At 62.4% G+C, this 25,384-nt stretch carries 24 protein-coding genes; 20 read left to right on the forward strand and 4 right to left on the reverse strand.

Going from position 1 to position 25,384, the window contains the following annotated elements:
* Window positions 1-21: 21 nt before the first annotated feature.
* The 6 genes from plsY (at window position 22) to AABA34_RS09190 (ending at window position 6,111) form a co-directional block, all read left to right on the forward strand.
* A complete protein-coding gene (gene plsY, locus AABA34_RS09165; RefSeq protein ID WP_338302372.1) occupies window positions 22-621 on the forward strand; it encodes a glycerol-3-phosphate 1-O-acyltransferase PlsY in 600 nt (199 codons plus the stop codon).
* 16 nt (window positions 622-637) lie between these two features.
* Window positions 638-1,798: a DNA-processing protein DprA gene (dprA, locus tag AABA34_RS09170; RefSeq protein ID WP_338302373.1), complete on the forward strand. Its 1,161-nt coding sequence runs from the start codon at window positions 638-640 to the stop codon at window positions 1,796-1,798.
* Window positions 1,798-2,430, forward strand: a complete 633-nt coding sequence (locus AABA34_RS09175; protein ID WP_338302374.1) for a glycerophosphoryl diester phosphodiesterase membrane domain-containing protein — start codon at window positions 1,798-1,800, stop codon at window positions 2,428-2,430. The genes dprA and AABA34_RS09175 overlap by 1 nt, the downstream gene beginning before the upstream one ends.
* 103 nt (window positions 2,431-2,533) lie before the next feature.
* On the forward strand, window positions 2,534-5,077 hold the full coding sequence (gene topA, locus AABA34_RS09180; protein WP_338302375.1) for a type I DNA topoisomerase: 2,544 nt from the start codon (window positions 2,534-2,536) through the stop codon (window positions 5,075-5,077).
* Window positions 5,078-5,146: 69 nt separating this feature from the next.
* A complete protein-coding gene (locus AABA34_RS09185; RefSeq protein WP_252257567.1) occupies window positions 5,147-5,470 on the forward strand; it encodes a hypothetical protein in 324 nt (107 codons plus the stop codon).
* A gap of 122 nt (window positions 5,471-5,592) precedes the next feature.
* Window positions 5,593-6,111: a response regulator gene (locus AABA34_RS09190; protein WP_338302376.1), complete on the forward strand. Its 519-nt coding sequence runs from the start codon at window positions 5,593-5,595 to the stop codon at window positions 6,109-6,111.
* Window positions 6,112-6,114: 3 nt separating this feature from the next.
* Here the strand turns inward: AABA34_RS09190 and AABA34_RS09195 are convergent, their stop codons facing one another.
* The 4 genes from AABA34_RS09195 to lepB form a co-directional block, all read right to left on the reverse strand.
* On the reverse strand, window positions 6,115-6,771 hold the full coding sequence (locus AABA34_RS09195; RefSeq protein WP_338302377.1) for a hypothetical protein: 657 nt from the start codon (window positions 6,769-6,771) through the stop codon (window positions 6,115-6,117).
* A complete protein-coding gene (gene era, locus AABA34_RS09200; RefSeq protein WP_338302378.1) occupies window positions 6,771-7,667 on the reverse strand; it encodes a GTPase Era in 897 nt (298 codons plus the stop codon). The genes AABA34_RS09195 and era overlap by 1 nt, the downstream gene beginning before the upstream one ends.
* Before the next feature lie 76 nt (window positions 7,668-7,743).
* Window positions 7,744-8,445 carry a ribonuclease III gene (gene rnc / locus AABA34_RS09205; RefSeq protein ID WP_338302379.1) on the reverse strand — a complete coding sequence of 234 codons (702 nt, stop codon included), beginning with the start codon at window positions 8,443-8,445 and terminating at the stop codon, window positions 7,744-7,746.
* Window positions 8,442-9,284, reverse strand: coding sequence for a signal peptidase I (lepB, locus tag AABA34_RS09210; RefSeq protein ID WP_338302380.1), 843 nt, complete (start codon window positions 9,282-9,284; stop codon window positions 8,442-8,444). The genes rnc and lepB overlap by 4 nt, the downstream gene beginning before the upstream one ends.
* A gap of 50 nt (window positions 9,285-9,334) precedes the next feature.
* Between lepB and pgi the strand changes: the two genes are divergently transcribed.
* The 14 genes from pgi to AABA34_RS09280 all read left to right on the forward strand — a co-directional run bounded on the left by pgi (window position 9,335) and on the right by AABA34_RS09280 (window position 25,338).
* Window positions 9,335-10,888 (forward strand): glucose-6-phosphate isomerase, encoded by a 1,554-nt coding sequence (gene pgi / locus AABA34_RS09215; protein ID WP_338302381.1) that lies wholly within the window; start codon window positions 9,335-9,337, stop codon window positions 10,886-10,888.
* A gap of 300 nt (window positions 10,889-11,188) precedes the next feature.
* Window positions 11,189-11,605 (forward strand): hypothetical protein, encoded by a 417-nt coding sequence (locus AABA34_RS09220; protein ID WP_338302382.1) that lies wholly within the window; start codon window positions 11,189-11,191, stop codon window positions 11,603-11,605.
* A gap of 233 nt (window positions 11,606-11,838) precedes the next feature.
* Window positions 11,839-13,278, forward strand: a complete 1,440-nt coding sequence (locus AABA34_RS09225; RefSeq protein ID WP_338302383.1) for a DEAD/DEAH box helicase — start codon at window positions 11,839-11,841, stop codon at window positions 13,276-13,278.
* Between the two features lie 102 nt (window positions 13,279-13,380).
* Window positions 13,381-14,409 carry a hypothetical protein gene (locus AABA34_RS09230; protein ID WP_034953720.1) on the forward strand — a complete coding sequence of 343 codons (1,029 nt, stop codon included), beginning with the start codon at window positions 13,381-13,383 and terminating at the stop codon, window positions 14,407-14,409.
* Window positions 14,410-14,509: 100 nt separating this feature from the next.
* Window positions 14,510-15,865, forward strand: a complete 1,356-nt coding sequence (gene gorA, locus AABA34_RS09235) for a glutathione-disulfide reductase (protein ID WP_338302384.1) — start codon at window positions 14,510-14,512, stop codon at window positions 15,863-15,865.
* A gap of 7 nt (window positions 15,866-15,872) precedes the next feature.
* Window positions 15,873-16,595, forward strand: a complete 723-nt coding sequence (locus AABA34_RS09240) for an SDR family oxidoreductase (protein ID WP_338302385.1) — start codon at window positions 15,873-15,875, stop codon at window positions 16,593-16,595.
* Window positions 16,596-16,683: 88 nt separating this feature from the next.
* Window positions 16,684-18,216, forward strand: a complete 1,533-nt coding sequence (locus AABA34_RS09245) for an acyl-CoA carboxylase subunit beta (RefSeq protein WP_034953726.1) — start codon at window positions 16,684-16,686, stop codon at window positions 18,214-18,216.
* Window positions 18,217-18,224: 8 nt separating this feature from the next.
* The gene (locus tag AABA34_RS09250) at window positions 18,225-18,497 is read left to right on the forward strand and encodes a hypothetical protein (RefSeq protein WP_338302386.1); all 273 of its coding nucleotides are present in this window, start codon (window positions 18,225-18,227) and stop codon (window positions 18,495-18,497) included.
* Complete coding sequence (mce, locus tag AABA34_RS09255; protein WP_338302387.1) at window positions 18,497-18,949, forward strand: methylmalonyl-CoA epimerase; 453 nt, start codon at window positions 18,497-18,499, stop codon at window positions 18,947-18,949. The genes AABA34_RS09250 and mce overlap by 1 nt, the downstream gene beginning before the upstream one ends.
* Before the next feature lie 90 nt (window positions 18,950-19,039).
* Window positions 19,040-21,193, forward strand: a complete 2,154-nt coding sequence (gene scpA, locus AABA34_RS09260) for a methylmalonyl-CoA mutase (protein ID WP_338302388.1) — start codon at window positions 19,040-19,042, stop codon at window positions 21,191-21,193.
* Window positions 21,190-22,020 (forward strand): alpha/beta hydrolase, encoded by an 831-nt coding sequence (locus tag AABA34_RS09265; protein WP_338302389.1) that lies wholly within the window; start codon window positions 21,190-21,192, stop codon window positions 22,018-22,020. Before scpA ends, AABA34_RS09265 begins: the two co-directional genes overlap by 4 nt.
* Window positions 22,021-22,812, forward strand: a complete 792-nt coding sequence (locus AABA34_RS09270; protein WP_338302390.1) for a heme-dependent oxidative N-demethylase family protein — start codon at window positions 22,021-22,023, stop codon at window positions 22,810-22,812. It abuts the gene before it with no gap.
* Window positions 22,809-23,210: a lysozyme inhibitor LprI family protein gene (locus tag AABA34_RS09275; RefSeq protein WP_338302391.1), complete on the forward strand. Its 402-nt coding sequence runs from the start codon at window positions 22,809-22,811 to the stop codon at window positions 23,208-23,210. Before AABA34_RS09270 ends, AABA34_RS09275 begins: the two co-directional genes overlap by 4 nt.
* An 85-nt stretch (window positions 23,211-23,295) precedes the next feature.
* The gene (locus AABA34_RS09280) at window positions 23,296-25,338 is read left to right on the forward strand and encodes an acetyl-CoA carboxylase biotin carboxylase subunit (protein ID WP_338302392.1); all 2,043 of its coding nucleotides are present in this window, start codon (window positions 23,296-23,298) and stop codon (window positions 25,336-25,338) included.
* The last annotated feature ends 46 nt before the right edge of the window (window positions 25,339-25,384 follow it).

Below are 25,384 nucleotides of genomic sequence, written 5' to 3' on the forward strand. Positions count from 1 at the left end.
GCGATAGGTTGAGAGGGATTCGTGGAACCAATACTCGCAGCGCTTCTGGGATATCTGTCCGGATCGATCCCCTTCGGCCTGCTGCTGACAAAAGCGGCGGGGCTGGGCGATGTACGCCAGATCGGCAGCGGCAACATCGGCGCGACCAATGTGCTGCGCACAGGGAACAAGGGGCTGGCGGCAGGCACGCTGTTGCTCGATCTGGTCAAGGGATTGGCCCCGGTGCTGGCCGCAGGGATGATCTGGGCCGGAGACATGGGCGATGTCGCCAAGGCTTTCGCTGCAGGTGGCGCGGTGCTGGGGCATTGTTTCCCGGTCTGGCTCGGTTTCAAGGGCGGGAAGGGTGTGGCGACCAATGCGGGCGTATCCTTCGGCCTCGCGTGGCCCGTCGGCTTGGCCTATGCGCTGATCTGGCTTTCGATGCTCGGCATTTTCCGGATTTCCAGCCTTGCCGGGATGAGCGCAGTCGTCGCCGCCGCTGCCGCATCGGCGCTTTTCGGTTATCCGCAATTCTTCCCCGTTCTGGCCGCGATTGCAGGCCTGATCATCTATCTCCACCGCGAGAATATCGGGCGGCTGATGAAAGGTGAGGAGCCGAAAATCGGCGCCGGCAAGAAGTGACGGAATCGCTCATCTGATGGAGCAGACGGGGTCGCAGCCAAAGCTCAGCCAGCCGGAAGCCTTCGCGCGCATCCGTCTGTTGCGTTCGCCCAATATCGGGCCGGTCAGCTATCGCGCCTTGCTTGCCCGGTTCGGGACGGCAGCGGACGCGCTGGAGGCGCTGCCCGATCTCGGATCGCGCGGGAAAACGCCCTATCGCCCGATCGCGGCAGACCGGGTCGAGCGCGAGGTCGAGGCGGTGCGGGCGGCGGGTGCGCGCTACCTGTTCCACGATCAGCCGGATTATCCCGCGCTGCTGGGCGAATTGGAAAGCGCGCCGCCGATTGTGACCTGCCGAGGCAGGCTCGAACTCGCCAATGCGCCTTGTGTGGCGATGGTTGGCGCGCGCAACGCCAGCGCGGCGGCGGTGAAGCTGGCACGCGATTTCGCGGCCGAACTGGCGAACGCGGGTTTCACTGTCGTCAGCGGTCTTGCGCGCGGAATCGACGGGGCAGCCCATGAAGCGGCTTTGGGCGCGCATGGCGGTGGCACCATCGGCGTGATCGCCAGTGGTATCGACATCGCCTACCCGCCGCAGCACTCGGATTTGCAGGAGCGGATTGCGACGGAAGGCTTCCTGATGGCCGAACAGCCGCCCGGCACCGAACCGCGCGGGCGGCATTTCCCCAGCCGCAACCGCATCATCGCCGGTCTGGCAAGCGGCACTTTGGTGGTGGAGGCAGCGCCGCAATCCGGATCGCTCATCACCGCAAGGCTGGCGGGGGAGGCGGGGCGCGAGGTCATGGCGATCCCCGGTTCACCGCTCGACACACGCTCGCACGGCTGCAACCAGCTGATCCGCGACGGGGCGGTGCTGGTCAGCACGCCGGACGAGGTGATCGAACTGCTCGAAGGCTTCACCGGCGCGCCGCGATCAAGCTTTCGGGTGGAAGATGCGGGCGCGCCCTTCGATTATGCCGAACTGAGCAAGCTGCAATGGGGCGAGGCACGGGCCGATCTGAGTGGTGACATCACCAATCTGTTGACCAAGGCTCCAATCGGGATAGACGAACTGATCCGCCAATCGGGCGCAAGCGCGGCCGAAGTGCACATGGCGCTGCTCGAACTCGAACTGGCGGGCGGGATTGAACGGCATTCGGACGGGGCGGTCAGCCTGTCTGGCGCTACGGGGGATTGATGGCGGGACTGAAGCTTTACGAAACGATCGATATCTGGTCCGAGGCCCGGCGGTTGCTGGTTTCGGCAAAGGGGACGCTGGGCGCCTATCTCGTGATCATGACGCTGTCGGAAACCGTGGTTGACCGGTTTCCCGAGATTGTCCCCGTCGGATGGGCTGGCTCGGCGATTACGCTTTTCATGTCCTACTGGCTGACAATCAACATGCTCTATTTCGGCGGACTGGCTCCGGGCGGGGTGCAAAAAGGGCTGTTGGCCTTTCTGGGCCTCACATTCCTTTATGCGATTGTGATCGGCCTTGGCTGGGTGGCCCTGGTGTTTCCCGCCTTCTATTTCGGAATACGTTTCTCTGCCGTGCTGGGATACGGAATGGGCGAAACGGGTGATTTCAGGGATGCATTCGGGCGATCCTGGAATGCGACCAAGGGCCATTTCTGGGAAATCGCCGGGGCGCTGTTCGTGCCGCTTGTCCTGTCCGTCATCTCCTTTTCGATCATCGGTTCGTGGGCGGACAAATCGCTTCAGGTGCCGCTCGGCCCCACGATCATGTCCAATTTCTTTGCCGCCGCAACCGGTGCGACCCTGATCGCGATGGGTTTGGGGGTCTATGCCGCGGCACGGACCAGAGTGTAGATTTCGGGTTGCCTCGGGCGTCATCAAATCCCACTTGACGCTTCCCGAAGCCGGGCCCCACTCTCGCGCGTACGTACACGTGTAAGGAAATCAGACCTCTCTCATGCAGCTTGTCATCGTTGAATCGCCCGCCAAGGCGAAGACCATCGAGAAATACCTCGGCAACGACTTCAAGGTCCTGGCCTCCTATGGCCATGTCCGAGATCTGCCACCCAAGGACGGGAGCGTACGGCCCGATGAAGACTTCGCGATGGACTGGGAGTTGTACCGGGACAAGCAGAGCCGCTTCAAGGAAATCGCCGATGCTGCAAAGAATGCCTCGCGGCTGGTGCTGGCGACTGACCCTGATCGCGAAGGCGAGGCGATCAGCTGGCACGTTCAGGAGCTGCTGAAGAAGCGCAAGGCCCTGCCGACCAAGGTTGACCGCGTGACTTTCAACGCGATCACCAAGCCTGCGGTGACAGAGGCGATGGGAAAGCCGCGCGAGCTCGATCAGCCGTTGATCGATGCCTATCTGGGTCGCCGCGCGCTCGATTATCTGTTCGGCTTTACCCTTTCGCCGGTGCTTTGGCGCAAGCTGCCCGGTGCGAAATCGGCGGGGCGGGTGCAATCGGTCGCCCTGCGCCTGATCGTTGACAGGGAGCGCGAGATCGAGGCTTTCAGGCCTGACGAATACTGGTCGGTCCTCGCCAAGCTGGAGCATGACGGGACACAGTTCGACGCACGGCTGGTGCGGTACAAGGGCGATAAGCTGGAAAAGCTCTCGCTTGGCGAACAGGGCATCGCAATGGAAGCGAAAGCCGCTGTCGAGGCCGGGCGCTTCACCGTCGAGGATGTCGAGAAAAAGCCGCTGAAGCGCAATCCCGCGCCTCCGTTCACCACGTCGACCATGCAGCAGGAGGCCGCGCGCAAGCTCGGCTTTTCGGCCAGCCACACCATGCGGCTGGCGCAGTCGCTGTATGAGGCGGGCGCGATCACCTACATGCGGACCGACGGCGTGCAGATGGACGGCAGCGCGATTGCCGCCTGTCGCCAGGCAATCGCCGAGCGGTTCGAAGCGTCATACTGCCCCGAAAAGCCGCGCTTCTACAGCACCAAGGCAAAGAACGCGCAGGAAGCGCACGAGGCCATCCGCCCGACCGATTTCAGCCGCGATCGCGCCGGGACAGGCGATGAGGCAAAGCTGTATGCGCTGATCTGGAAACGCGCCATGGCCAGCCAGATGTCGACCGCGCAGCTTGAGCGCACCACCGTCACCCTGCGTGACGCGACGGGTCAGCATGAACTGCGCGCGACCGGACAGGTTGTGGTCTTCCCCGGCTATTTCGCGGTCTATCAGGAAGGTTTCGACGATCAGGACGAGGATGAGGACGGCCTGCTGCCGTTGCTGAAGAACGGGGATGTTCCGGCCAAGAACGCGGTTGAGGCGACCCAGCATTTCACTCAGCCGCCGCCGCGATTTTCCGAAGCAAGCCTCGTCAAACGGCTTGAGGAGCTGGGCATCGGCCGTCCGTCGACCTATGCCTCCACCATTCAGACGCTGCGCGATCGCGATTACGTGCGGATGGAGAAAAACCGTTTCTTTGCCGAGGAATCCGGGCGGTTGCTGACGGCGTTTCTCGAACGCTTCTTCCCCACCTATGTCGCCTATGACTTCACGGCGGGGATGGAGGATGAACTCGATACCGTTTCGGACGGGCGCGAGGATTACAAAAAGCTGCTCGCCCGCTTCTGGGCGGACTTCAAGCCCAAGGCCGACGAGGTGATGGAAAAGCTGCCCTCGGAAGTGACCGAGGTGCTCGACGATTACCTGTCCGATTACCTGTTCCCGCCGCGTGAGGACGGCAAGGATGCGCGGATGTGTCCGCTGTGCGAGCAGGAAGGCCGGGCCAATGGCCGCCTGAGCCTGCGCGGGGGCAAGTTCGGCGCGTTCATCGCCTGCCACAATTATCCCGAATGCAAATACACCCGGCGCTTTGCCCAGCCGGGTGCGGACGGCGCCGATCCGGCAGAGGACGGCGTCATGGGCCAGCATCCGGAAACCGGCGCGGACATCCACCGCAAGTCAGGACGGTTCGGCCCCTATATCGAGATGGAGGAGGACGGCACCAAGAAGCGCGCCTCGATCCCCAAGGACCTGGACGATTTCGATCTCGATTGGGCGGTGAAGCTGCTGGACCTGCCGCGCATCATCGGCGCGCATCCCGAAACGGGCAAGGAGATCGAGGCCGCAATCGGGCGCTATGGCCCCTATCTGCGACACGACGGGAAATACGCCAAGCTGTCGAACACGCGCGAAGTGTTTGAAACCGGCATGAACGCGGCGGTCGCGCTGCTGGCCGAAGCTGCCAATCGCAAGGGCGGTGGACGCGGGGCCAAGGCTGAGCCGATCAAGACGCTGGGCGAACACCCAACCAGCGGCGGCGAGATCAAGGTGATGCCGGGCCGATACGGTCCCTATGTCACGGACGGAACGACCAATGCGACGATCCCCAAGGACATCAAGCCCGAGGAGATTGAGGCGGCGCAGGCGATCGAACTGATCGACGCGCGCGCGGCCAAGGGACCGGCGAAGAAAAAGGGGCGCAAGAAAGCCGCGCCCAAGAAAAAGGCCGCTCCGAAAAAGAAGGCCGCTGCCAAGGGCTGAACGCTTACGGCGTTGGCAATTCGTTTAGTATTGTCGCCTATCCCTGTCGTCAGACCAGGGACAAGTGCCGTGATTGAGATCGAAGTCCAGAACGAGACTCACCAAAGCCAGCAGCGCCTTCGCTTTGCGGCGGTGCCGCGCATTGGCGAAGGAATTCGCCTCAGAGAGCCCGATGGCATCTGGGCCAGCTATGACGTGATCGACGTTTGGTATCAGAAAGCCGAATATGGCGACATCTGGATGCCCTATCTGCACGTCTGCATGACTCCAGGCGAAAGCGCCGCAGGGCAAGACGCAGAGTTTGACGATTTCGACGAAGACCTTGCGCATGATCTGCGCAACGAAGGGCACTTCGCCTCGCTGGCAGGGGAGGCAGAGCCATTCAAAATCTGATCAAACGCACGACCGGCCCGCACAAGCAGGCACAGGGTTCCGACGGTGAAACGCTGGCCGAAAAGCTCGCCCAGGCGCAGCGGAACCGTGCTCGTGACGCGAATGTGCCCGAAGGCGAGCCTGTGGAGGCCCCGGAAGACGTGCAGGAGCTGATCGATCCCTTCAGCGGTGCGGTGGTCGAGCCCGGAAAGCCGGAAGAGGACGTTGACGCCATCGTGCGCGCCGCCAAGGCGATGCGCGACGGTGCGGCCCCGGCGCAGGCCCGGCAGGCGGTGCAGAAAATGTGTCTGATCGTCGATGACAGCCGCGTGATCCGCAAGGTGTCGAGCAAGATCGCGAAATCGCTGGGCTATGTCCCGGTGGAGGCGCAGGACGGGTTCGAGGCACTGGCGCGCTGCCGCAAGGCAATGCCGCATCTGATCCTGACCGACTGGGACATGCCGGAAATGGACGGGCTGGAGTTCGTCAAGCAGCTTCGCGCCATCCCCACGCCCAAGGCGCCGGTGGTGGTGTTCTGCACATCGAAGAACAAGCCCGCCGATGTCCACGCAGGAATTCAGGCAGGCGCAGACGACTACATCGTCAAACCCTTCGACGAAGCGGCATTGCGGCACAAACTGGAGCGGCTGGGGCGGGGGTAACGCTCAGCTGATACTGAGGCCCTGATAATCAGTCCTTTGCCAGCCGCCGTCAGGCTGACGGGTGTAGATCTCTATTCCGGTTCCGCCGCACAACGGGCCACAACCGTGGCCGTACCACATGAAAGCCTTGCCGCGATCGAAATCGACCAGCGGGATCGACAGGACATATGTCTCGTATTCGTAGGACATGTCCTCAAGGTTTACGGGAGGTGAGTCTTCACTAGGGGCAGGTGTGTGTGAACGCGCCCGGTGAAGGGCGGTCAGCTCACCGCATTGCTCGATGGCGCTTTCCTTGGTGAGTGCGAGGAATGCGCCCGCTCTCTGCCGGATACCCACGCTCTGGGGATCGCCATTTTCACCGTCAACCAGATAGGCGAACAGCAAGTCAGCTTCCTCTGCCGGCATGTCGAACCCCGATTTGCTGGTATCGGTGAGGACGACAGGCTTGTCGGCTTTCTCCATCCTGCTTTTCGCAAAGTCGGTGACGATCGAACAGCCCACTTCGCGTGCCTCGGCGCTTATGTAAGGGGAAATGTCGATGCTGATCGAAGTCTCCACCCCGCCGGAATCCATGGCCGCCGTTTCGTCCGGCCCACTTCCCGAACAACCGACCAGCGCGGCTGCGGCAGGCAAGATGAGCATGGCGAACGCGCGATGCATCAACGCACCCAGTCCAGCCCCATTTCCTCGAACACTTCCTTGTCCTCCGACCAGTTCTCCAGCACTTTCACGTGCAGGAACAGGTGGACTTTCACGCCCAGAACCTCGCTCAATTCCTTGCGGGCAGCTTCGCCAATCGCCTTGATCCGGCTGCCGCCTTTGCCCAGCACGATGGCGCGCTGATTGTCGCGGGCGACGACGATTTGCTGGTGGATTTCGAGGCTGCCGTCGGGCCGCGTCTTGTACTGTTCGGGCCGCACCGCGCTGTCATAGGGCAGTTCTTCGTGCAGCTGCTTGTACAGCTGTTCGCGGGTGATTTCCGCCGCCAGCAGGCGCTCGGATGCGTCCGACACCTGATCCTCGGGATACATCCACACCCCTTCGGGCATGGACGCGGCGAGGGCAGCCTTCATTTCTGGCACGCCGTCGCCCGTCAGCGCGGAGACGAAGAACACCTCGGCAAAATCGACCTTGGCCGTCAGTTCCTGCGCCAGCGCGAGCAGCGGCTCTTTCTTCGCCCGGTCAACCTTGTTGAGCACGAGAATCTTCTTTTCCGGCCGGCCTGCCAGCGCCTCCAGCAGCGGTTCGAGTTCGTGCCGACGCTGCTTGATCGGATCGACTAACAGCAGCACCGCATCCGCGCTTTCCGCGCCTTCCCACGCCGCGCTCACCATCGCCCGGTCAAGCCGCCGCTTGGGCGCGAAAATGCCCGGCGTGTCGACGAGGATCATCTGCACATCGTCGTGCAGCGCGATCCCCAACATCCGGGCGCGCGTGGTCTGCGCCTTGGCAGAGGTGATCGCGACCTTTTGCCCGACCAGCTGGTTGACCAGCGTCGATTTGCCCGCATTGGGCGCGCCGATGACGGCGACCATGCCGCATTTCTGTTGGGTCATTGCGTGATTTCCTCGCTGCCTTTCCTCCGCTTTGGCGCGGTGCAGCTGTTCCGATTGGTGAGGGTATTCAGACGGTTCAACCGAATTGCTCCAGAAATGCCTGTGCGGCGAGTTTTTCTGCCGCGCCCTTGCTCGATGCGGTGGCCTCGGCCTCGCCGACCTTGTGAATGCTTACCTTGACGGTGAAGCGCGCCGCGTGATCGGGTCCGGAACGGTCAATCACCTCGTATCGCGGCATGGCCCGGCGATTGCCCGCTGCCCATTCCTGAAGCGCGCTCTTGGGATGTTTTGCTTTGCCCGCGTCGCCTGCCAGTTCCTTTTCCCACAGGCGATAGATCACGGTGCGGGTCGCGTCATAGCCATTGTCGAGGAAGCTCGCGCCGATCAGCGCTTCCATCACGTCGCCAAGGATATTGTCGCTGTCCGCGCCGCCATCCTCGCGCGCCTGCTTGCCCAGCCTGATGTGGTCGGGCACGCCAATGGTACGGGCGATGCGGGCGCAGATCGAACCGCTGACTAGCGCGTTGAGCCGCTGCGAAAGCTGGCCTTCCTGCCCGCGAATGGCGCCGTAAAGCCAGCTTGCGACAGACAGGCCCAGCACCCGGTCGCCCAGGAATTCGAGCCGCTGATAGTCGATGTCGGCTGTTTCGCTGCGCGCCGCATTGCTGCCGGAATTGAAGCTGCCGTGGGTCAGCGCTTCAAGCCACACGGCCTCGTTCTTGACCGCAAAGCCGACGGAATTGAGCCAGTCCTTGGTTTCGGGGGAAAGGTCGCTCACAGCTGCGATCCGATCCGGTTCCAGCGGGCGGCGGTGAACCATGTCCACGGCTTCACCCATTCCGCGCTGCCGTCGGTCGACCACATGATGACGCTGGCCTTGCCCACCAGCAGTTCCTGCGGGACGATCCCCACCGCATCGCCGGCGCGCGCTTCGAACCGGCTGTCGCGCGAATTGTCGCGATTGTCGCCGAGCACGAACATGTGGCCTTCGGGAATGATCTTGGGCCGAATGTTGTCGGCCGGCGTGTTCCCGAAATCGAGCACTTCGTAGCTGGCGCCACCCGGCAATGTCTCACGGAAACGGCGATAGTTGCACACCGGCTCGCCCGCCGCGTTCACCGTCTCGTTCCCGCCCCAGTTGCACGAGGTGTTGACTGAAAGAGGGATCTGGAAATCGCCAAGCGGTTCGCGCTGCACGGGCTCGCCATTGAGCACTATCTGCCCGTCGACCATGGCAACAGTATCTCCCGGCAGTCCGATGACCCGCTTGATATAGTCCGTCTTGTCCACCGGATGCTTGAAGATCACCGTGTCGCCGCGCTCCGGCTGGCTGGCGAGAATGCGGCCAGGAATGAGTGGGGCGTCGAACGGCAGCGAATTGCTGGAATAGCCGTAGGGCCACTTGGCCGCGAGCAGGTAATCCCCGTTCCACAGCCGGGGCAGCATGCTTTCCGACGGAATTGAAAACGGCGAGAACACGAAGCTGCGAAACAGCAGCACCGCGATCAGCAGCTTCGCGAGGAACCACAGGAAGCTGAGCAGGCTTTCCGGCTTCTGTTCCGGAGCCAAATCCGTGGAAGCAGCGGGCATGCTGGCAGATTGGGTCTTAACATCCATCACCGGTCCCCTTACGCGCCCAGTTAGCCTTGGCAAAGAGGGTTTGCTTGATGACCGATACCGCGAAGACCGACGCCCTTTGGGAGCAATTGCGGGCATTGCCTCGCCCCAGCCTCGGCGAATTGTTCGCCGATGATGCGGACCGGGTGAGCAAGCTCAGCCAAAGGCTCGAATTCGATCTGGGCGAACTTGGTCCGGTGGGCATGCTGCTCGACTGGTCGAAAACCCATCTGGATGACGGGGTGATCGACGCATTCGAGGCGCTGGCCGCGGCGAGCGGTTTCGATGCGGCACGAGAGGCGCTGTTTGGTGGCGGGATCGTCAACCCGACCGAAGGACGCCCCGCGACGCACGGAGCCATGCGCGGTAGCGGAACCGATGCGCAGGTCGAAGAGGCCGAGGCGCTGCTGACGCGCATGGGCATGCTGGTGGAGGCGATTCACGATGGCGCTCTGGGTGAGGTGAAGCACCTGATCCACATCGGTATCGGCGGATCGGCGCTTGGCCCCGATCTGGCGGTGGATGCGCTGACGCGTGATCTCAAGCTGGTGGATGTGCATGTTGTCTCGAACATTGATGGGCTGGCGCTCGAACAGGCCTTTGCCGCTTGCGATCCGGCGACGACCCTGATCGCGGTCGCGTCCAAGACCTTCACCACGATCGAAACGATGACCAACGCCGCCAGCGCGCTGAAATGGCTGGCTGACAACGGCGTGACTGATCCCGGTGGCCGGGTGATCGCGCTGACTGCCAACCCTGAAGGCGCGGTCGAATGGGGCGTGGACGAAACCCGCGTGCTGCCTTTCCCCGAAAGCGTGGGCGGGCGCTATTCGCTGTGGTCCAGCATTGGTTTCCCCGTGGCTCTGGCTATCGGGATGGAGGAATTCGGCGCCATGCTGGCCGGGGCGCAGGCGATGGACACGCATTTCCGCGAGGCGCAAGGCCGCGCCAACGGCCCGCTGCTCGCTGCCTTTGGCGACCTTTATTATGCCCGTGTGCGCGAATGCCAGACGCGCGCGGTGTTCGCCTATGACGAACGGCTCGCACTGCTGCCCGATTACCTCCAGCAACTTGAGATGGAATCGAATGGTAAAAGCGTGACGAGTGCGGGTAAGCCGGTCAGCCAGCCGACCGCGCCGATAACCTGGGGCGGGGTGGGGACAGACGCGCAGCACGCGGTGTTCCAGCTGCTGCATCAGGGTACGCATCTGATCCCGGTTGATTTCATAGCCAGCATCGCGCCCGGTGACGAGCTTGATCCCGCGCATCACAAGGCCTTGCTCGCCAATTGCTTTGCGCAAGGGGCGGCATTGATGGCAGGCGGCAATATGTCGGCAGACGGAAAAGACCCGGCGCGCGCTTTTGCCGGGGATCGCCCCTCGGCAATGATCCTGCTCGACGATTGCGACGCTGCCACGTTTGGCGCGCTGATTGCCTTCCACGAACACCGGACCTTTGCCAATGCCGTGCTGATGGGCATCAATCCGTTCGACCAGTTCGGAGTGGAACTGGGCAAGAAGATGGCCAAGGCGATCGACAGCGGTGAAGGCGATTTCGACCCAAGCACGGCGGCGCTGATGAAGGCGGCGGGCCTTTCCGCCTGAGCGGATCACGATACAATCCGTCTGATGTGACGGGGTCGGCAGTGCCGATCCTGCGGCCTGTTGCATGTGCGCAACGCCGGAATCGGCGGGTGTTATATTGTTGACATGGCGAGGCATCTTATTCCGCGCGAGTGCCATAAAGATTTTGCCGAACGAATGATTATGTCGAGTTGGCAGGAATAGGCGCATTCTTGTTGCAACTGCTCACTGCTCCAGAGTCACATTTGCACTTTTGGAGAATCCGCGTAGTTTGTCCCTGTCGCAACCGCCCCTTAACCATCTCCCCACGAGGTCCATCTGATGAACCGCCTTGCCATGCTCCCCGCAGCATTCCTTGCTCTTGGGCTTTCTCCAGCCGCGCTTGCCAAGGATGACGCCGGTGAGATGGTGCAGCATTCGGCCTCTGGCGAAGCCACGGGTGAGGCGCCGGTCAGGCTGGTTTCGTGGGATGGCGATTTCGAACTGATGAAGACATCGCGCCGCATGCGCGTGTGGCGTTCGCATCTCGCGTATCGGCTGACGGTGGATGCAGAAGGCAACGTGACGGGTTGTGAACTGACTGAGAGTTTTCGCCTGAAGCACGTGACGGATTCGCTCTGCGATGTCTTGTCCGAACATCATCATTTCGAACCCGCACAAAACGCTGCGGGGGAGCCGGTCGAGGGCAGCTATTCCTCGCGCATCGCCTATGCCGATGTGCGCGACCGGCTTGAATAGGCTGCTGCACCAGCATTGCTGCACTGCAATATAACTTGACACACGGCGGGGTCGCGCCCATTTGCTCACCAACACGTGATGCAACCTGCCAGCGTGAAGCGGCGGCATAATCTCCGCCCCGGCAGCGTCACGATCCAATCCCTACAGCTTCCCTATTCACGCGGGCGGTTCTCGAAACCCCGCGCTTCGCACGCCCCATTTGCGCGTGCGCACCGCATTTATTGCGAGTTTTCATGACACAGTTTTCAGACCTCGGGCTGTCGCAGCCCGTTCTCCAGGCGCTTGATCTCAAGGGCTATTCCACCCCGACCCCGATCCAGGAACAGGCCATTCCGCCGGTTTTGGCGGGGCGTGACCTGCTGGGCATCGCCCAGACGGGTACCGGCAAGACCGCCGCTTTCATGCTGCCCAGCATCGATCGTCTGCGCGAAGCCGACAATCGTATTCCGTTCAAATCCTGCCGCATGCTGGTGCTGGCCCCGACGCGCGAACTGGTGATGCAGGTCGCCGCCAGCGCCAAGGAGTATGGTGCGCTGGCCGGGTTGAAGGTGCAGTCCATCGTCGGCGGCACTTCTGTCGGCAAGGATCGCAACAAGCTGCACCGCGGCACCGACATCCTGATCGCGACGCCGGGCCGCTTGCTCGACCTGATCGACCAGAAGGCCTTCAACCTTTCATCGGTGGAAGTGCTGGTGCTGGACGAAGCTGACCAGATGCTCGACCTCGGCTTCATCCACGCTCTGCGCACCATCAACAAGCTGGTGCCGGCAGAGCGCCAGACCCTGTTCTTCAGCGCCACCATGCCCAAGGCAATCAAGGAGCTGGTAAGCGGCTATTGCAAGAACCCGGTACAGGTTTCGGTCACTCCTGAAAGCACGACTGCAGAACGGATCGAGCAATATCTGTTCATGGTGCAGCAGGACGAAAAGCAGGCGTTGCTCGACCTGATCCTTTCCGGCCGTCACAAGGTACCCGGCGAGTTCGAGCGGGTGCTGATCTTCACCCGGACCAAACATGGCGCAGACCGGGTGGTGAAGAAGCTTTCGCAGCGCGGGATCGTGGCCAACGCGATCCATGGCAACAAGAGCCAGCCGCAGCGCCAGCGCGCGCTGGACGAATTCCGCCGGGGCAAGACCGCGATCCTCGTCGCCACCGATGTCGCCGCGCGCGGGATCGACATTCCCGGTGTCAGCCACGTGATCAATTACGAACTGCCCAACGTGCCCGAACAATATGTCCATCGGATCGGCCGCACCGCGCGTGCGGGCCGCGATGGCGTGGCGATTGCATTCTGCGCCGAGGACGAACGCGCATATTTGAAGGATATCCGCAAGACGACGGGTGCCGAACTGGAACGCCTGCCGCTGCCGGACAATTTCCGGGCCGTGGTCGAAGGTGTCGGGCCGACCAAGCCCGAACCGCGAGGAGCCACTCGTGTTTCCGCCAAGAAGATCAGGCCGCGTCCCGCAGGGCAATCGGCCGATCAGGCGAAGGGTGATGGCGCGCCGCGTCCGAAGAAGCCGGGCGGCAAGCATCCTGCACGCAAAGGCAAGCCATGTGGGCGTCCCGGTGGCCGTCCGGGCGGCAATTCCGGCCAGCGTTCTGGCGGGAAGCCGGGTGGAATGCGCCGAGGCGGCAAGGGCCAACGCGGATCGGGATCACGGTCGGCGTAAGTTTCAGAAACGGGAGCAATTTTCCCGTCGAAGCTAAGCCAAAATTAAGCATGTCACGCCTATCTGGAGCCTCCGTCGCAAACGAGAGGCCCAGCTAAACCCATGATCCGTACCGATACCACGTTGATTGTCGGGGCCGGTGCGAATCGTGAGATCGAAATGCCCGACGGGCCTGATCTGTTGGCGAAAATCGCTGCGGGCTTTGAATTCGATCGCCTGCATTCGGACGTGAAATCGCGCGATCTGGTGAATTTGGCCAATCTGTTCGAGCGCGTCTCGGATGAAATCGGCCTTTCCTACGATGAACTGGTCGGCGGGGCGATGGCTATCCGCGAGGCCACGATTGTCAGCACCTCGATCGATGCCATCCTTGAACAATATGGGCATGATCCGGCGGTGCTTGCGGCGGGCAAGCTGGCGATTGTCTATTACACGCTTCAGGCGGAATCGAAGTCCACGCTGGCCGCCGAACCGCGCGCTGCGGGCGAGCTTCCGCTGCGCGGCACCGAAAACTGGTTGTACCAGCTCGGTCAGCTGATCGTGAAAGGCGTGCCGCGAGCCAAGGCGGAGGAATGCTTCGAAAAGCTGTCGATCGTCTGCTTCAACTATGACCGGGCAATCGAACATTACCTGCCGTGGGTGGTGCAGCGGGCATTCGGCATGACCTATGAGGAATCGTGCGAGCTTGTTGCCGGGCGGCTGCGCATCGTGCATCCCTATGGCGTTGCCGGGCGATTGCCGTGGCAAGGGGATGAGGAAAACGGCGCGACCTGGGGGCAGGACGATCCGGAAAACATCGTCCAGCTTTCAAAGCGCATCTTCACAGCCAGCCAGCGCGCCGCATCGCGCCAGTTCCAGTCCTATCTCCGCGCCGAGATGTCGCGCGGGAAACGGCTGGGTTTCCTTGGTTTCGGGTTCGATCCGATGAACGTCGCCATGCTGTTTGACGAGCTGGAACATGACAATCCCGACATGCTGATCAGCCTCGTCGACATCGGCGAAGTGGAGCGCAAGGCGATCCTCCGACTGATCTATCGCCTCACCGGCATCACCGACGAAAGCCTGATCACGCTGGAAAACATGAAGGCGTTCGAGCTGCTGCGCGATTACGGGCGGTTCCTCGAAAGCTGATCTTTCCTGATCCAAAGCGAATGTCTGCGGGCATCCGGTAACGCGGTTGCCCATATGGTCGAACATGCCCATAGACAGGCCAAATTCGCGAGGAACACAGATGGCTGACACGCAATACGATTTCGACCTATTCACCATTGGCATCGGTTCTGGCGGAACCCGTGCCAGCCGGATCGCGGCAGGACACGGCGCACGTGTTGCCGCCGCCGAGGAATACCGGGTTGGGGGCACCTGTGTGATCCGAGGCTGCGTGCCCAAGAAGATGCTGGTCTATGGTGCGCATTTTGCCGAGGACCTTGTCGATGCGCAGAACTTCGGCTGGACGATCGAAGGCAAGAGCTTCGACTGGGTGAAGCTGCGCGATCATGTGCAGAAGGATATCGACCGGCTCGAAGGGCTGTACGGCGAAACGCTCGACAATCACGGTGTCACCATCTTTCGCGAGCGGGCCGAGATCACCGGCCCGCACGAAATCACGCTGGCGAGCGGCAAGGTCGTTACCGCGAAATACATCCTGATCGCCACCGGCGCGCGCCCGCACATGCCCGATTTCGAAGGCAATGAGCACGCGATCACCTCGAACGAGGCATTCCACCTCGACGAAGTGCCCAAGCGCATCCTGATCGCCGGTGGCGGCTATATCGCCAATGAATTCGCGGGCATCTTCAACGAATTCGGCAGCAAGGTGACGATTGCCAACCGGTCTGACGTGATCCTGCGCAGCTATGATGCGGCGCTGCGCGACCGTTTGCTGCAGATCTCGCTGACGAAGGGGATCGAGTTCTGCTTCAACACCGAATTCGAATATGTGAAGAAGCAGGAAGACGGCACGCTGCTGGTCAAGCTGACCGGGCATGAGGAGCGCGTGTTCGACCAGGTGATGATCGCCACAGGCCGCGTCCCCAATATCGAAGGGCTGGGCCTTGAAAATGTCGGCGTGGAACTGGGCGAGCGGGGCCAGATCAAGGTCGACGAATTTTCGAAAACCAATGTCGATTACATCTATGCCGTCGGCGATGTGACCGACCGGGTGCAATTGACCCCGGTGGCAATCCGCGAAGGCCAGGCATTCGCCGATAGCGTGTTCGGGCCGGGAGAACCCTATTCGGTCGACCACTCCTGCATCCCCAGCGCGGTGTTCAGCCATCCGCCGATTGCCGCTGTCGGCATGACGGAAGGCGAGGCGCGCAACCATCTGGGCAGCGTCAAGGTGTTCCAGTCCGACTTCCGCCCGATGAAGAACGTCGTCGCGGGCCGGAACGAGCGGGGCCTTTACAAGATGATCGTCGATGCGGCGAATGATCGCATCGTGGGCATTCACATGATCGCGCCCGAAGCGCCGGAAATCATGCAGGCAGCCGCGATTGCCGTGAAAGCCAAGCTGACCAAGGCCGATTTCGATGCGACGGTGGCGATCCACCCGACCATGGCCGAAGAACTCGTGCTGATGAAATAGGGCCACCATGAACCTTTCAGGCAAGACAGTGTTGCTGACCGGCGGCACCAACGGGATCGGCCGCGAAATCGCGTTGCAGCTTCGTGCCAAGGGCGCGCAGGCCGTGCTGACAGGGCGCAACCCCGATCGTGTCGCGTCGATGCGCGCAGAAGGCTTCGAAGTGATCGAGGCGGACCTGTCGAATGCAGCGGGTGTGGACGCTTTGCTGGTGGCATGGGGAGAGCGTGCGATCGACGTGCTGCTCAACAATGCCGGGCAATTGGTCGATCACGATTTTCGTAACGGCACTCCCGATGCTGATGCAGCAGATGCTGCGATCTATGCCAATCTAAACGCCCCGATCCGCCTGATCACCGGGTTGATCGAAGCGCTCAAGTCGCGGCCCGAAGCAGCCATCGTCAACGTCACCTCCGGTCTTGCCATATCGCCTGCGGCGCGCACTCCGGTTTACTGCGCGACCAAATCGGGCCTGCGGTTCTACACGCTGGCCTTGCGCGAGCAGTTGAAGGGGACGGGCGTGAAAGTGATCGAGGCGCTGCCTCCGGTAGTCGATACGCAGATGAACGATGGCAATCCGATGAAGAAAATGCCCGCCGACGAATGCGCCCGCCAGATCATCGCCGCGATCGAGCAAGGGCGCGACGAAGCCAACATCGGCATGACCAAGGCGCTGCGGATCGCGGAGAGCATTTCTCCGGCTCTGGCCCGCAGTGTCACCCTGAGGTTCTGAACCGACCAGTGATTTTGACACGTTGACCTAGCGGCAAGGCTGCGGCAACGACCCCTGACAAAGGACCCACAAGTCAGGGACGGGACGAATGTCAGCCAATATCGCCGAAATGGAACGCCGCCGCGAAGCCGCCCGCATGGGTGGCGGGCAAAAGCGCATCGACGCACAGCACGCCAAGGGCAAACTGACCGCGCGCGAGCGGCTCGACGTGCTGCTCGACGAAGGCAGCTTCGAAGAGCTCGACACCTATGTCGAACATGATTGCGTCGATTTCGGCATGGCGGATCAACGCATTCCGGGCGACGGCGTTGTCACCGGCAGTGGCACGATCAACGGGCGGCTGGTTTACGTCTTCAGCCAGGACTTCACCGTCTTCGGCGGCAGTCTGTCGAAACGCCATGCAGAGAAGATCTGCAAGGTGATGGACACCGCGATGAAGGTCGGCGCGCCCGTCATCGGGCTCAACGATTCGGGCGGCGCTCGCATTCAGGAAGGCGTCGCATCGCTTGGCGGCTATGCCGAGGTGTTCCAGCGCAACGTGCTTGCCAGCGGTGTCGTGCCGCAGATCAGCCTGATCATGGGGCCGTGCGCGGGCGGGGCGGTCTATTCCCCGGCGATGACTGACTTCATCTTCATGGTGAAGGACAGCTCCTACATGTTCGTCACCGGCCCGGACGTGGTGAAAACCGTCACCAACGAAGTCGTCACGCAAGAGGAACTGGGCGGCGCGATCACCCATTCGACCAAGACCAGCGTCGCCGATTGCGCGTTCGAGAACGACATCGAGACCCTGCTCGCGACGCGGCGGTTCTTTGACTACCTGCCGCTGTCGAACCGCGAGGACGTGCCGGAAATCCCGACCAGCGATCCGTGGGACCGCGAGGAGCCGAGCCTCGACACGATCATCCCCGACAATGCCAACCAGCCCTATGACATGCACGAAGTGATCGCCAAGACGCTGGACGAGGGCGATTTCTTCGAAATCCAGCCCGGCCACGCGGCGAACATCATCTGCGGCTTTGGCCGGGTCGAAGGGCGCACCGTGGGCGTGGTGGCGAACCAGCCGATGGTGCTGGCGGGCGTGCTCGACATCAATTCGTCGAAGAAGGCCGCGCGTTTCGTGCGGTTCTGCGACGCGTTCGAAATTCCGATCATCACCTTCGTCGATGTACCCGGCTTCCTTCCCGGCACCGCGCAGGAGCTGGGCGGGATCATCAAGCACGGGGCGAAGCTGCTGTTCGCCTATGCCGAGGCGACCGTGCCCAAGATCACCGTCATCACCCGCAAGGCATATGGCGGGGCCTATGACGTGATGGCATCGAAGCACCTGCGCGGCGACCTCAACTACGCATGGCCGACCGCCGAAATCGCGGTGATGGGCGCGAAAGGCGCGGTGGAGATCATCTTCCGCCAGGATCGCGACGATCCGGCCAAGATCGCTGAAAAGACCAAGGAATACGAAGACCGCTTCGCCAACCCCTTCGTCGCCGCCCAGCGCGGCTATATCGACGAGGTGATCCACCCCAGCTCAACCCGCCGCCGGATCGCCTTGGGCCTACGCAAACTGCGGACGAAGCAGCTGGAGAACCCGTGGAAGAAGCATGATAATATTCCGCTGTGAGCTATGGCATGGAAGCGCTTAATGCTCCGCTTGTAGCGGGCTTCTGCTTGGCTTTTGCGGTCTGGGTGTTGACGTTTTTGTATCTGGATGTCCGGGCAGGAAAGATCATGCCTTGGCTTCAGTGGCGAATAATCGAATTGATGAATCGCAAGTATCGTGGCGACCAGAGGATCGTTAAATCAGAGCACCCGAACAAGTTCGCTCTTACCTTTGTGGTCACGACGGCACTAGGCGCAGCGAGTGCGTTTTTTGGTATCTTTGGTATGTTTGGATTGTTCTGATGAAACTAGGCCGTCTCAACCACATCGGGGTCGCCACGCCCTCCATCGAAGCCTCCATCGCGCATTACCGCGACGTCATGGGCGCGACGAAGATCCACACGCCGTTCGATCTTGAGGAGCAGGGCGTGAAGGTCTGCTTTGTCGATACCCCCGGCGCGGACGGGTCGATGAACGGCACGCAGATCGAACTGATCGAACCGCTGGGGGAAAACTCCACCCTCGCGGGCTTCCTCGCCAAGAACCCGCTGGGCGGGCAGCATCACGTCTGTTTCGAAGTCCCCGACATCGAAGACGCCCGCGCCGAATTCGAGGCATTGGGCAAGCGCATCCTCGGCCCCACGCGCATCGGGGCGCACGGCACGCCTATCTTTTTCGTCCATCCCAAGGACATGCAGGGCATGCTTACCGAAATCATGGAAACGCCCAAGGACGACGGGCACTGGTCCAACTGAATTTTCCCGTCACCCCGGCTAAAGCTGGGGTCTCCGGCCGCCCGAGATGCCAGCTTTCGCTGGCATGACGATTATGCTTAGAGGCATCGCATGACCGACAAAACCACCACCGCCGATTGGCAATCGCTCGCAGACAAGGAAGTGAAGGGCCGCGATCTTACCCGCGCCATGCCAGAAGGCTTCACGATCAAGCCGCTTTATACCGAGGCCGATCACGAAGGCTTCGACCCCGGACTGCCCGGTTTCGCCCCGTTCACGCGCGGGGTTAAGGCGAGCATGTATGCGGGCCGCCCTTGGACGATCCGGCAATATGCGGGCTTTTCCACCGCCGAGGAATCGAACGCCTTTTACCGCCGCAATCTGGCGATGGGGCAAAAGGGTCTGTCGGTCGCTTTCGATCTCGCCACCCACCGCGGCTATGACAGCGATCACCCGCGCGTGACCGGCGATGTCGGCAAGGCAGGGGTCGCAATCGACACCGTGGCTGACATGGAAGTGCTGTTCGACCAGATCCCGCTCGATACCATGTCCGTTTCCATGACGATGAACGGCGCGGTGATCCCGGTGATGGCGTTCTACGTCGTCGCGGCAGAACGTCAGGGCGTTTCGCAAGCGCAACTTTCAGGCACGATCCAGAACGACATCCTGAAAGAGTTCATGGTCCGCAACACCTACATCTATCCGCCCGAACCATCGATGCGGATCGTTTCGGACATCATCGCATACACTTCGGCCAACATGCCGAAATTCAACAGCATCTCGATTTCGGGCTACCACATGCACGAAGCCGGGGCGACAGCGGTGCAGGAGCTTGCCTTCACCATCGCCGACGGCAAGGAATACGTCACCCGCGCCTGTGCCAGCGGGCTGGATATTGATGCCTTTGCCGGGCGTTTGAGCTTCTTCTTCGGCATCGGCATGAACTTCTTCATGGAGATCGCCAAGCTGCGCGCCGCGCGCACGCTGTGGTACCGGGTGATGGATGGGCTGGGCGCGCAGGATGAACGCTCCAAGATGCTGCGCACCCACTGCCAGACATCTGGCGTGTCCTTGCAGGAGCAGGACCCCTACAACAACGTCATGCGCACCACGATCGAGGCGATGGCGGCGGTGCTGGGCGGCACGCAATCGCTCCACACCAACGCGCTGGACGAAGCCATAGCGCTACCGACCGATTTCAGCGCTCGCATCGCGCGCAACACCCAGCTGGTGCTGCAAGAGGAAAGCGGGATCACCGACGTGGTCGATCCGCTTGGCGGCTCGCATTACATCGAGGCGCTGACAGCGACACTGGTTGAGGAAGCCGAGAAGCTGATCGCAGAAGTGGACGCAGCCGGCGGCATGACCGCCTATGTCGCCACCGGCGCTCCCAAGGCCGCGATCGAGCGCGCGGCAGCGGAAAAGCAGACCAAGGTCGACAAGGGCGAAACCGTGATCGTCGGGGTCAACAAGTACCGCAAGGACAAGGAAGACCCGATCGACACGCTCGACATCGACAACCAGAAAGTGCGCGCCGGGCAGATCGCACGGATCGAACGGGTACGCGCGGGCCGCGACGAGGCGGCATGCCGCGCGGCGCTGGCTGCGCTGACCGATGGCTGCAAGAGCGGGGCGAATGTGCTTGCGCTGGCAGTGGAGGCCGCGCGCACCGACGCGACGCTGGGCGAGATTTCCGCGGCGATGGAAGAGGTGTTCGGCCGCCACGATGCGACGCCCGCGCCGGTGAAGGGCGTTTACAAGAGCGCCTATGAGTTCGATCGCCGCTGGGCTCAGGTGACGGACGGTGTGGATGCCGTGGAGCGTCGCCTTGGCCGGGCTCCGCGCATCATGGTCGCCAAGATGGGCCAGGACGGCCACGATCGCGGCGCAAACGTGATCGCCAGCGCGTTCAGCGACATGGGGTTCGATGTCGTCTCCGGCCCGCTATTCCAGACTCCTTCCGAAGCCTGCGCAATGGCGTTGGAGCATGATGTCGATGTGGTCGGCGCGTCGAGTCTTGCGGCAGGCCACAAGACCTTGATCCCCGAACTGATCCGGTTGCTCAAGGAAGCAGGCCGGGGCGACATCAAGGTGACGGCCGGCGGCGTGATCCCCCCGCAGGATTATGACTTCCTGCGCGAAGCAGGTGTGCAGGGTATCTACGGGCCGGGTTCGAACGTGGTCGAATGCGCGGCGGATATCCTCGTGCTGCTCGGCCACAACATGCCGCCGCTGGGCGAGGGGCTGGACGAGGCGGCGGAGTGATCTCGTTCCTGCTCGCCGGGGCGGCTGCCGCCATGGCTCCGGCAGAGCTGGAACCGCAGCCCGTTACGATAGGCGAAGCGTATACGCTCGAGGCTGTCGGGGCCGAACGCGCGGTCAACGTTATACTGCCTCCCGATTACGCGGCGGAGCCTGATCGGCGCTGGCCGGTGGTCTACATGCTCGACGGGGCGATCACGCAGGATCTGATGATGGGTGTCGGCCTGATGCGTTGGGGCGCGCTGTGGGGGCGCAGCCGGGATGCGATTGTCGTCGGGATCGAGACGAAGGATCGCCAGCGCGAATTGCTGCCACCCACCGGCGATGCCGAGGAACGCGAACGCTATCCCACCGCCGGGGAAAGCGCCGCGTTCCGGCAATGGCTGGCCGAGGTGGTCAAGCCGATGGTCGAGGCGCGTTATCGCCACGATGGCACCGCCGTTCTGGTGGGCGAAAGTGCGGCGGGCCATTTCGTGGTTGACACATGGGCCGATGCGCCCGCGATGTTCACCGGCTACGCTGCGATCTCGCCCAGCCTGCAATGGGATTCCGAGGCGCTGAGCCGCCGCGATCCGGGTGATGCCGTCCGTCCGCCGATCTACCTCAGTCTCGCGGATGAAGGCGGGGCCACGGAAATCGGGATGGAGCGCCTGCTGGCGAACCTTTCCGAAAGCCAGGCCTTCTGCTTTTCGGATCGCCGTACGGAGCTGGTCCACGCCAACAGCCTCCACGGCCTTTTGCCGGAGGCGCTGCAATATCTGCTGGCAACCGATGCCGACTGGCTGGAGGAATACGGCCTGACGCTGCGCTGCGAACGGCGAGGCGGCTGAATGTCGCTCGGCTTTTCCGTCGATACGCTGCTGCCCAAGGCGCGCGGCGGCGGGCAATTGCGGATGGGGCTGGTCAAGCTGACGGAAGATCAATGGCTTCAGCCCGAACCCGATCTTGCATCGCGGAAACAGGGCTTTGCCGATTGGCCTGAAGGGATCGCGCTCACCCGCTATGCCGAGGTGCCGGGGCGGGAATTGGCCGCGATGCTCGGCACCGATGGCGGATTGCCCGAAGCCGCGCTGGCCGCGCATGAGGACATGTGCCTGCTGCAACGTTTCGCGGATGAGGATTATTATCGCCTGATCGGCGCAGCGGTTGCATGGCCATCGGACTGGCACCCCAAGGACAAGCTCGGCCTGCCGCTGCGAGCGCTGCACGCGCCGATTGCGGGGTATGAGGAGCAATTGGCGAGCGGGGTGGACCGCTTCATGGAAACGCTGCGCCCCGGCCCGATCTATGCGCGCTGCAACTGGTTCATCGCGGCGACCGGAGAACGTCGCTGGATCGCCGACAGGCCCCCGCAAGAGGCCTTTGCCCATGTCACTCCGGAGAACGCTGGCGAGACGCTGTTCGTGCGTTCCGAACGCCAGACCCTGCGCCGTCTTCCTGAAACGGGGGCGATCCTGTTCACCATCGGCATCTATGTCGAACCGCTCGGCGCGCTGTCTGCGGACAATATCGCCATGCTGGGCCGCGCGGTGCAAACGCTCGTCAGTGGTGAAGGCGACAGGCGCGGCGCGCCCGCCTATGCTGACAGCCTGGTCACTTTTGCCAAAGGGATTGCCGCATGATCTCCGCTCTGCTGATGCTGCTGGTTCAGGCCAATGACTTGCCCGAATGCGACGAGCAGGCTGCGGAAATGGGCGTGCAGCAGGAAATGAACATTTGTGCCCATCGCGGCTATCTGATCGCTGACGCGGCGCTCAACGCGCAATGGCGTTTGACCCGGCAGGCCATGCGGGAACGCGACAGCGAGGCTGACAAACCCGATTGGGATGATCGTCCGGGCTATTTCGACTCGCTGCTGGAGGCGCAGCGCGCATGGATCGCCTATCGCGACGCGCATTGCCGGTCCGAGGGTTACGCCGCGCGCGGCGGCAGTCTTGAACCGCTGTTGGTATCGACCTGCAAGACCCATCTGACCGAACTGCGCACGGCCCAGTTGCGCGAACTGGCCGAAACCTATTGAGGCAACGCAAATCAGCTAGGTTGCGCCGCTCGCAACTGCGCGGCATAGGCCTTTGCCAACCCCGAATTCCTCGCGTGGAGAGACGATGTTTTCGAAGATTCTGATTGCCAACCGCGGTGAGATTGCCTGCCGCGTGATTCAGACCGCCCGCAAGATGGGCATTGCTACCGTCGCGGTCTATTCCGATGCCGATCGCAATGCGCCGTTTGTGCGGATGGCGGACGAGGCCGTGCACATCGGCGCCTCGCCCGCGGCGGAAAGCTATCTGATCCCCGAAAAGATCATCGCCGCGTGCAAGCAGACCGGGGCCGAAGCGGTGCATCCCGGCTATGGCTTCCTTTCCGAGCGCGCGAGCTTCGTCGAGGCGCTTGAGGCCGAGAATATCGCCTTCATCGGCCCGCCCGCCGGAGCCATCGCGGCGATGGGGGACAAGATCGAATCGAAAAAGCTGGCAAAGGAAGCGGGCGTCAACGTTGTCCCCGGCTTCGTCGGCGAAATCCGCGACACCGATCACGCGGTCGAGATTTCGAACGATATCGGCTATCCGGTGATGATGAAGGCTTCCGCCGGGGGCGGTGGCAAGGGGATGCGCCTTGCATGGTCCGAAGCGGACGTGCGCGAAGGGTTCGAGGCGACCAAGCGCGAAGGCCTCAATTCATTCGGCGATGATCGCGTTTTCATCGAGAAATTCATCGAAAACCCGCGACACATCGAAATCCAGATCCTCGGCGACAAGCACGGCAACATCCTTTACCTGAACGAGCGCGAATGCTCGATCCAGCGCCGCCACCAGAAGGTGGTCGAAGAAGCGCCTTCGCCCTTCGTCACGCCCAAGATGCGCAAGGCGATGGGCGAGCAATGCGTCGCTCTGGCCCGTGCGGTGGATTATCACTCCGCCGGGACGGTCGAACTGATCGTCAGCGGGGCGGACCCGACGGGCGAGAGCTTCTACTTCCTTGAAATGAACACCCGGCTTCAGGTGGAACACCCGGTGACGGAGGCGATCACGGGCGTCGATCTGGTTGAACAGATGATCCGCGTGGCTGCCGGTGAGAAGCTGGAACTGACGCAGGACGACATCGGCATCGACGGCTGGTCGATCGAGAACCGCGTCTATGCCGAAGACCCCTATCGCGGGTTCCTGCCTTCAACCGGACGGTTGGTGCATTATTCGCCCACGGTTCCGGGCTGGACCGATGACGGAGAGGTGGCTGGCAAGCCGCGGCGCGGGGTCGCGCATGGCGTGGGCAGCGTACGCGTCGACGATGGCGTGTTCGAAGGCGGCGAGGTGTCGATGTTCTACGACCCGATGATCGCCAAGTTGATCACCTGGGCACCGACCCGCGAAGAGGCGGCGGATTTGCAGATCGAGGCGCTCGACCGGTTCCGGATCAAGGGGCTGGGCCACAATGTCGATTTCCTCAGTGCGATCATGCAGCACCCGCGCTTCCGCTCGGGCGAGCTGACGACCGGCTTTATCGCGGAAGAATACCCCGATGGCTTCCACGGTGCGGCCATCAGCGAGGACTTCCAGCGGATGCTCGCGGCGATCTGTGCGGGCAATGAATTCACCTGGCAAAGCCGGGCGCGGCGCATTTCGGGCCAGCTTGATGGGGCTCTTGCTGTCACCAGCGAATGGATGGTGAAGATCGGCGATACGCGGCACGAAGTCATCCTGGGTGATGGCCATGCCATGGTTGACGGGCACCGGGTCGAAGGGAACTGTGACTGGCTGCCCGGCATGTCGCAGGCGACGGCCACCACCGCAGACGGCGCGACCTATGGCCTGATCGTGGAACGCGACGGTGCGAACTGGATCATCACGACCCGCGGCGCTGCCACCCGCGCACTGGTGCTGCCGCTGCGGCTGGCCAGCCACGAAAGCCGGATGATCGAAAAAATCCCGCCGGATCTGTCCAAGCTGCTGATCTGCCCGATGCCGGGGATGCTGGTGAAGCTGCACGTTGGCGAGGGAGACGAAGTTCAGCCCGGTCAGCCGCTCGCCACGGTCGAAGCGATGAAGATGGAAAACATCCTGCGCGCCGAAAAGGAAGGCGTCATCGCGAAGATCAACGCGAACGAGGGTGAGAGCCTCGCGGTTGACGCGGTGATTCTGGAACTTGAGTAGTCGGGTCGCGAGAAGGATTGCCCACAACTTTCCTGCTGGCGACATT

Origin of the sequence: Erythrobacter sp. Dej080120_24 (assembly GCF_036322605.1) — a bacterium.
In the GTDB taxonomy this organism is placed as follows: Bacteria; Pseudomonadota; Alphaproteobacteria; order Sphingomonadales; family Sphingomonadaceae; genus Erythrobacter; species Erythrobacter aurantius.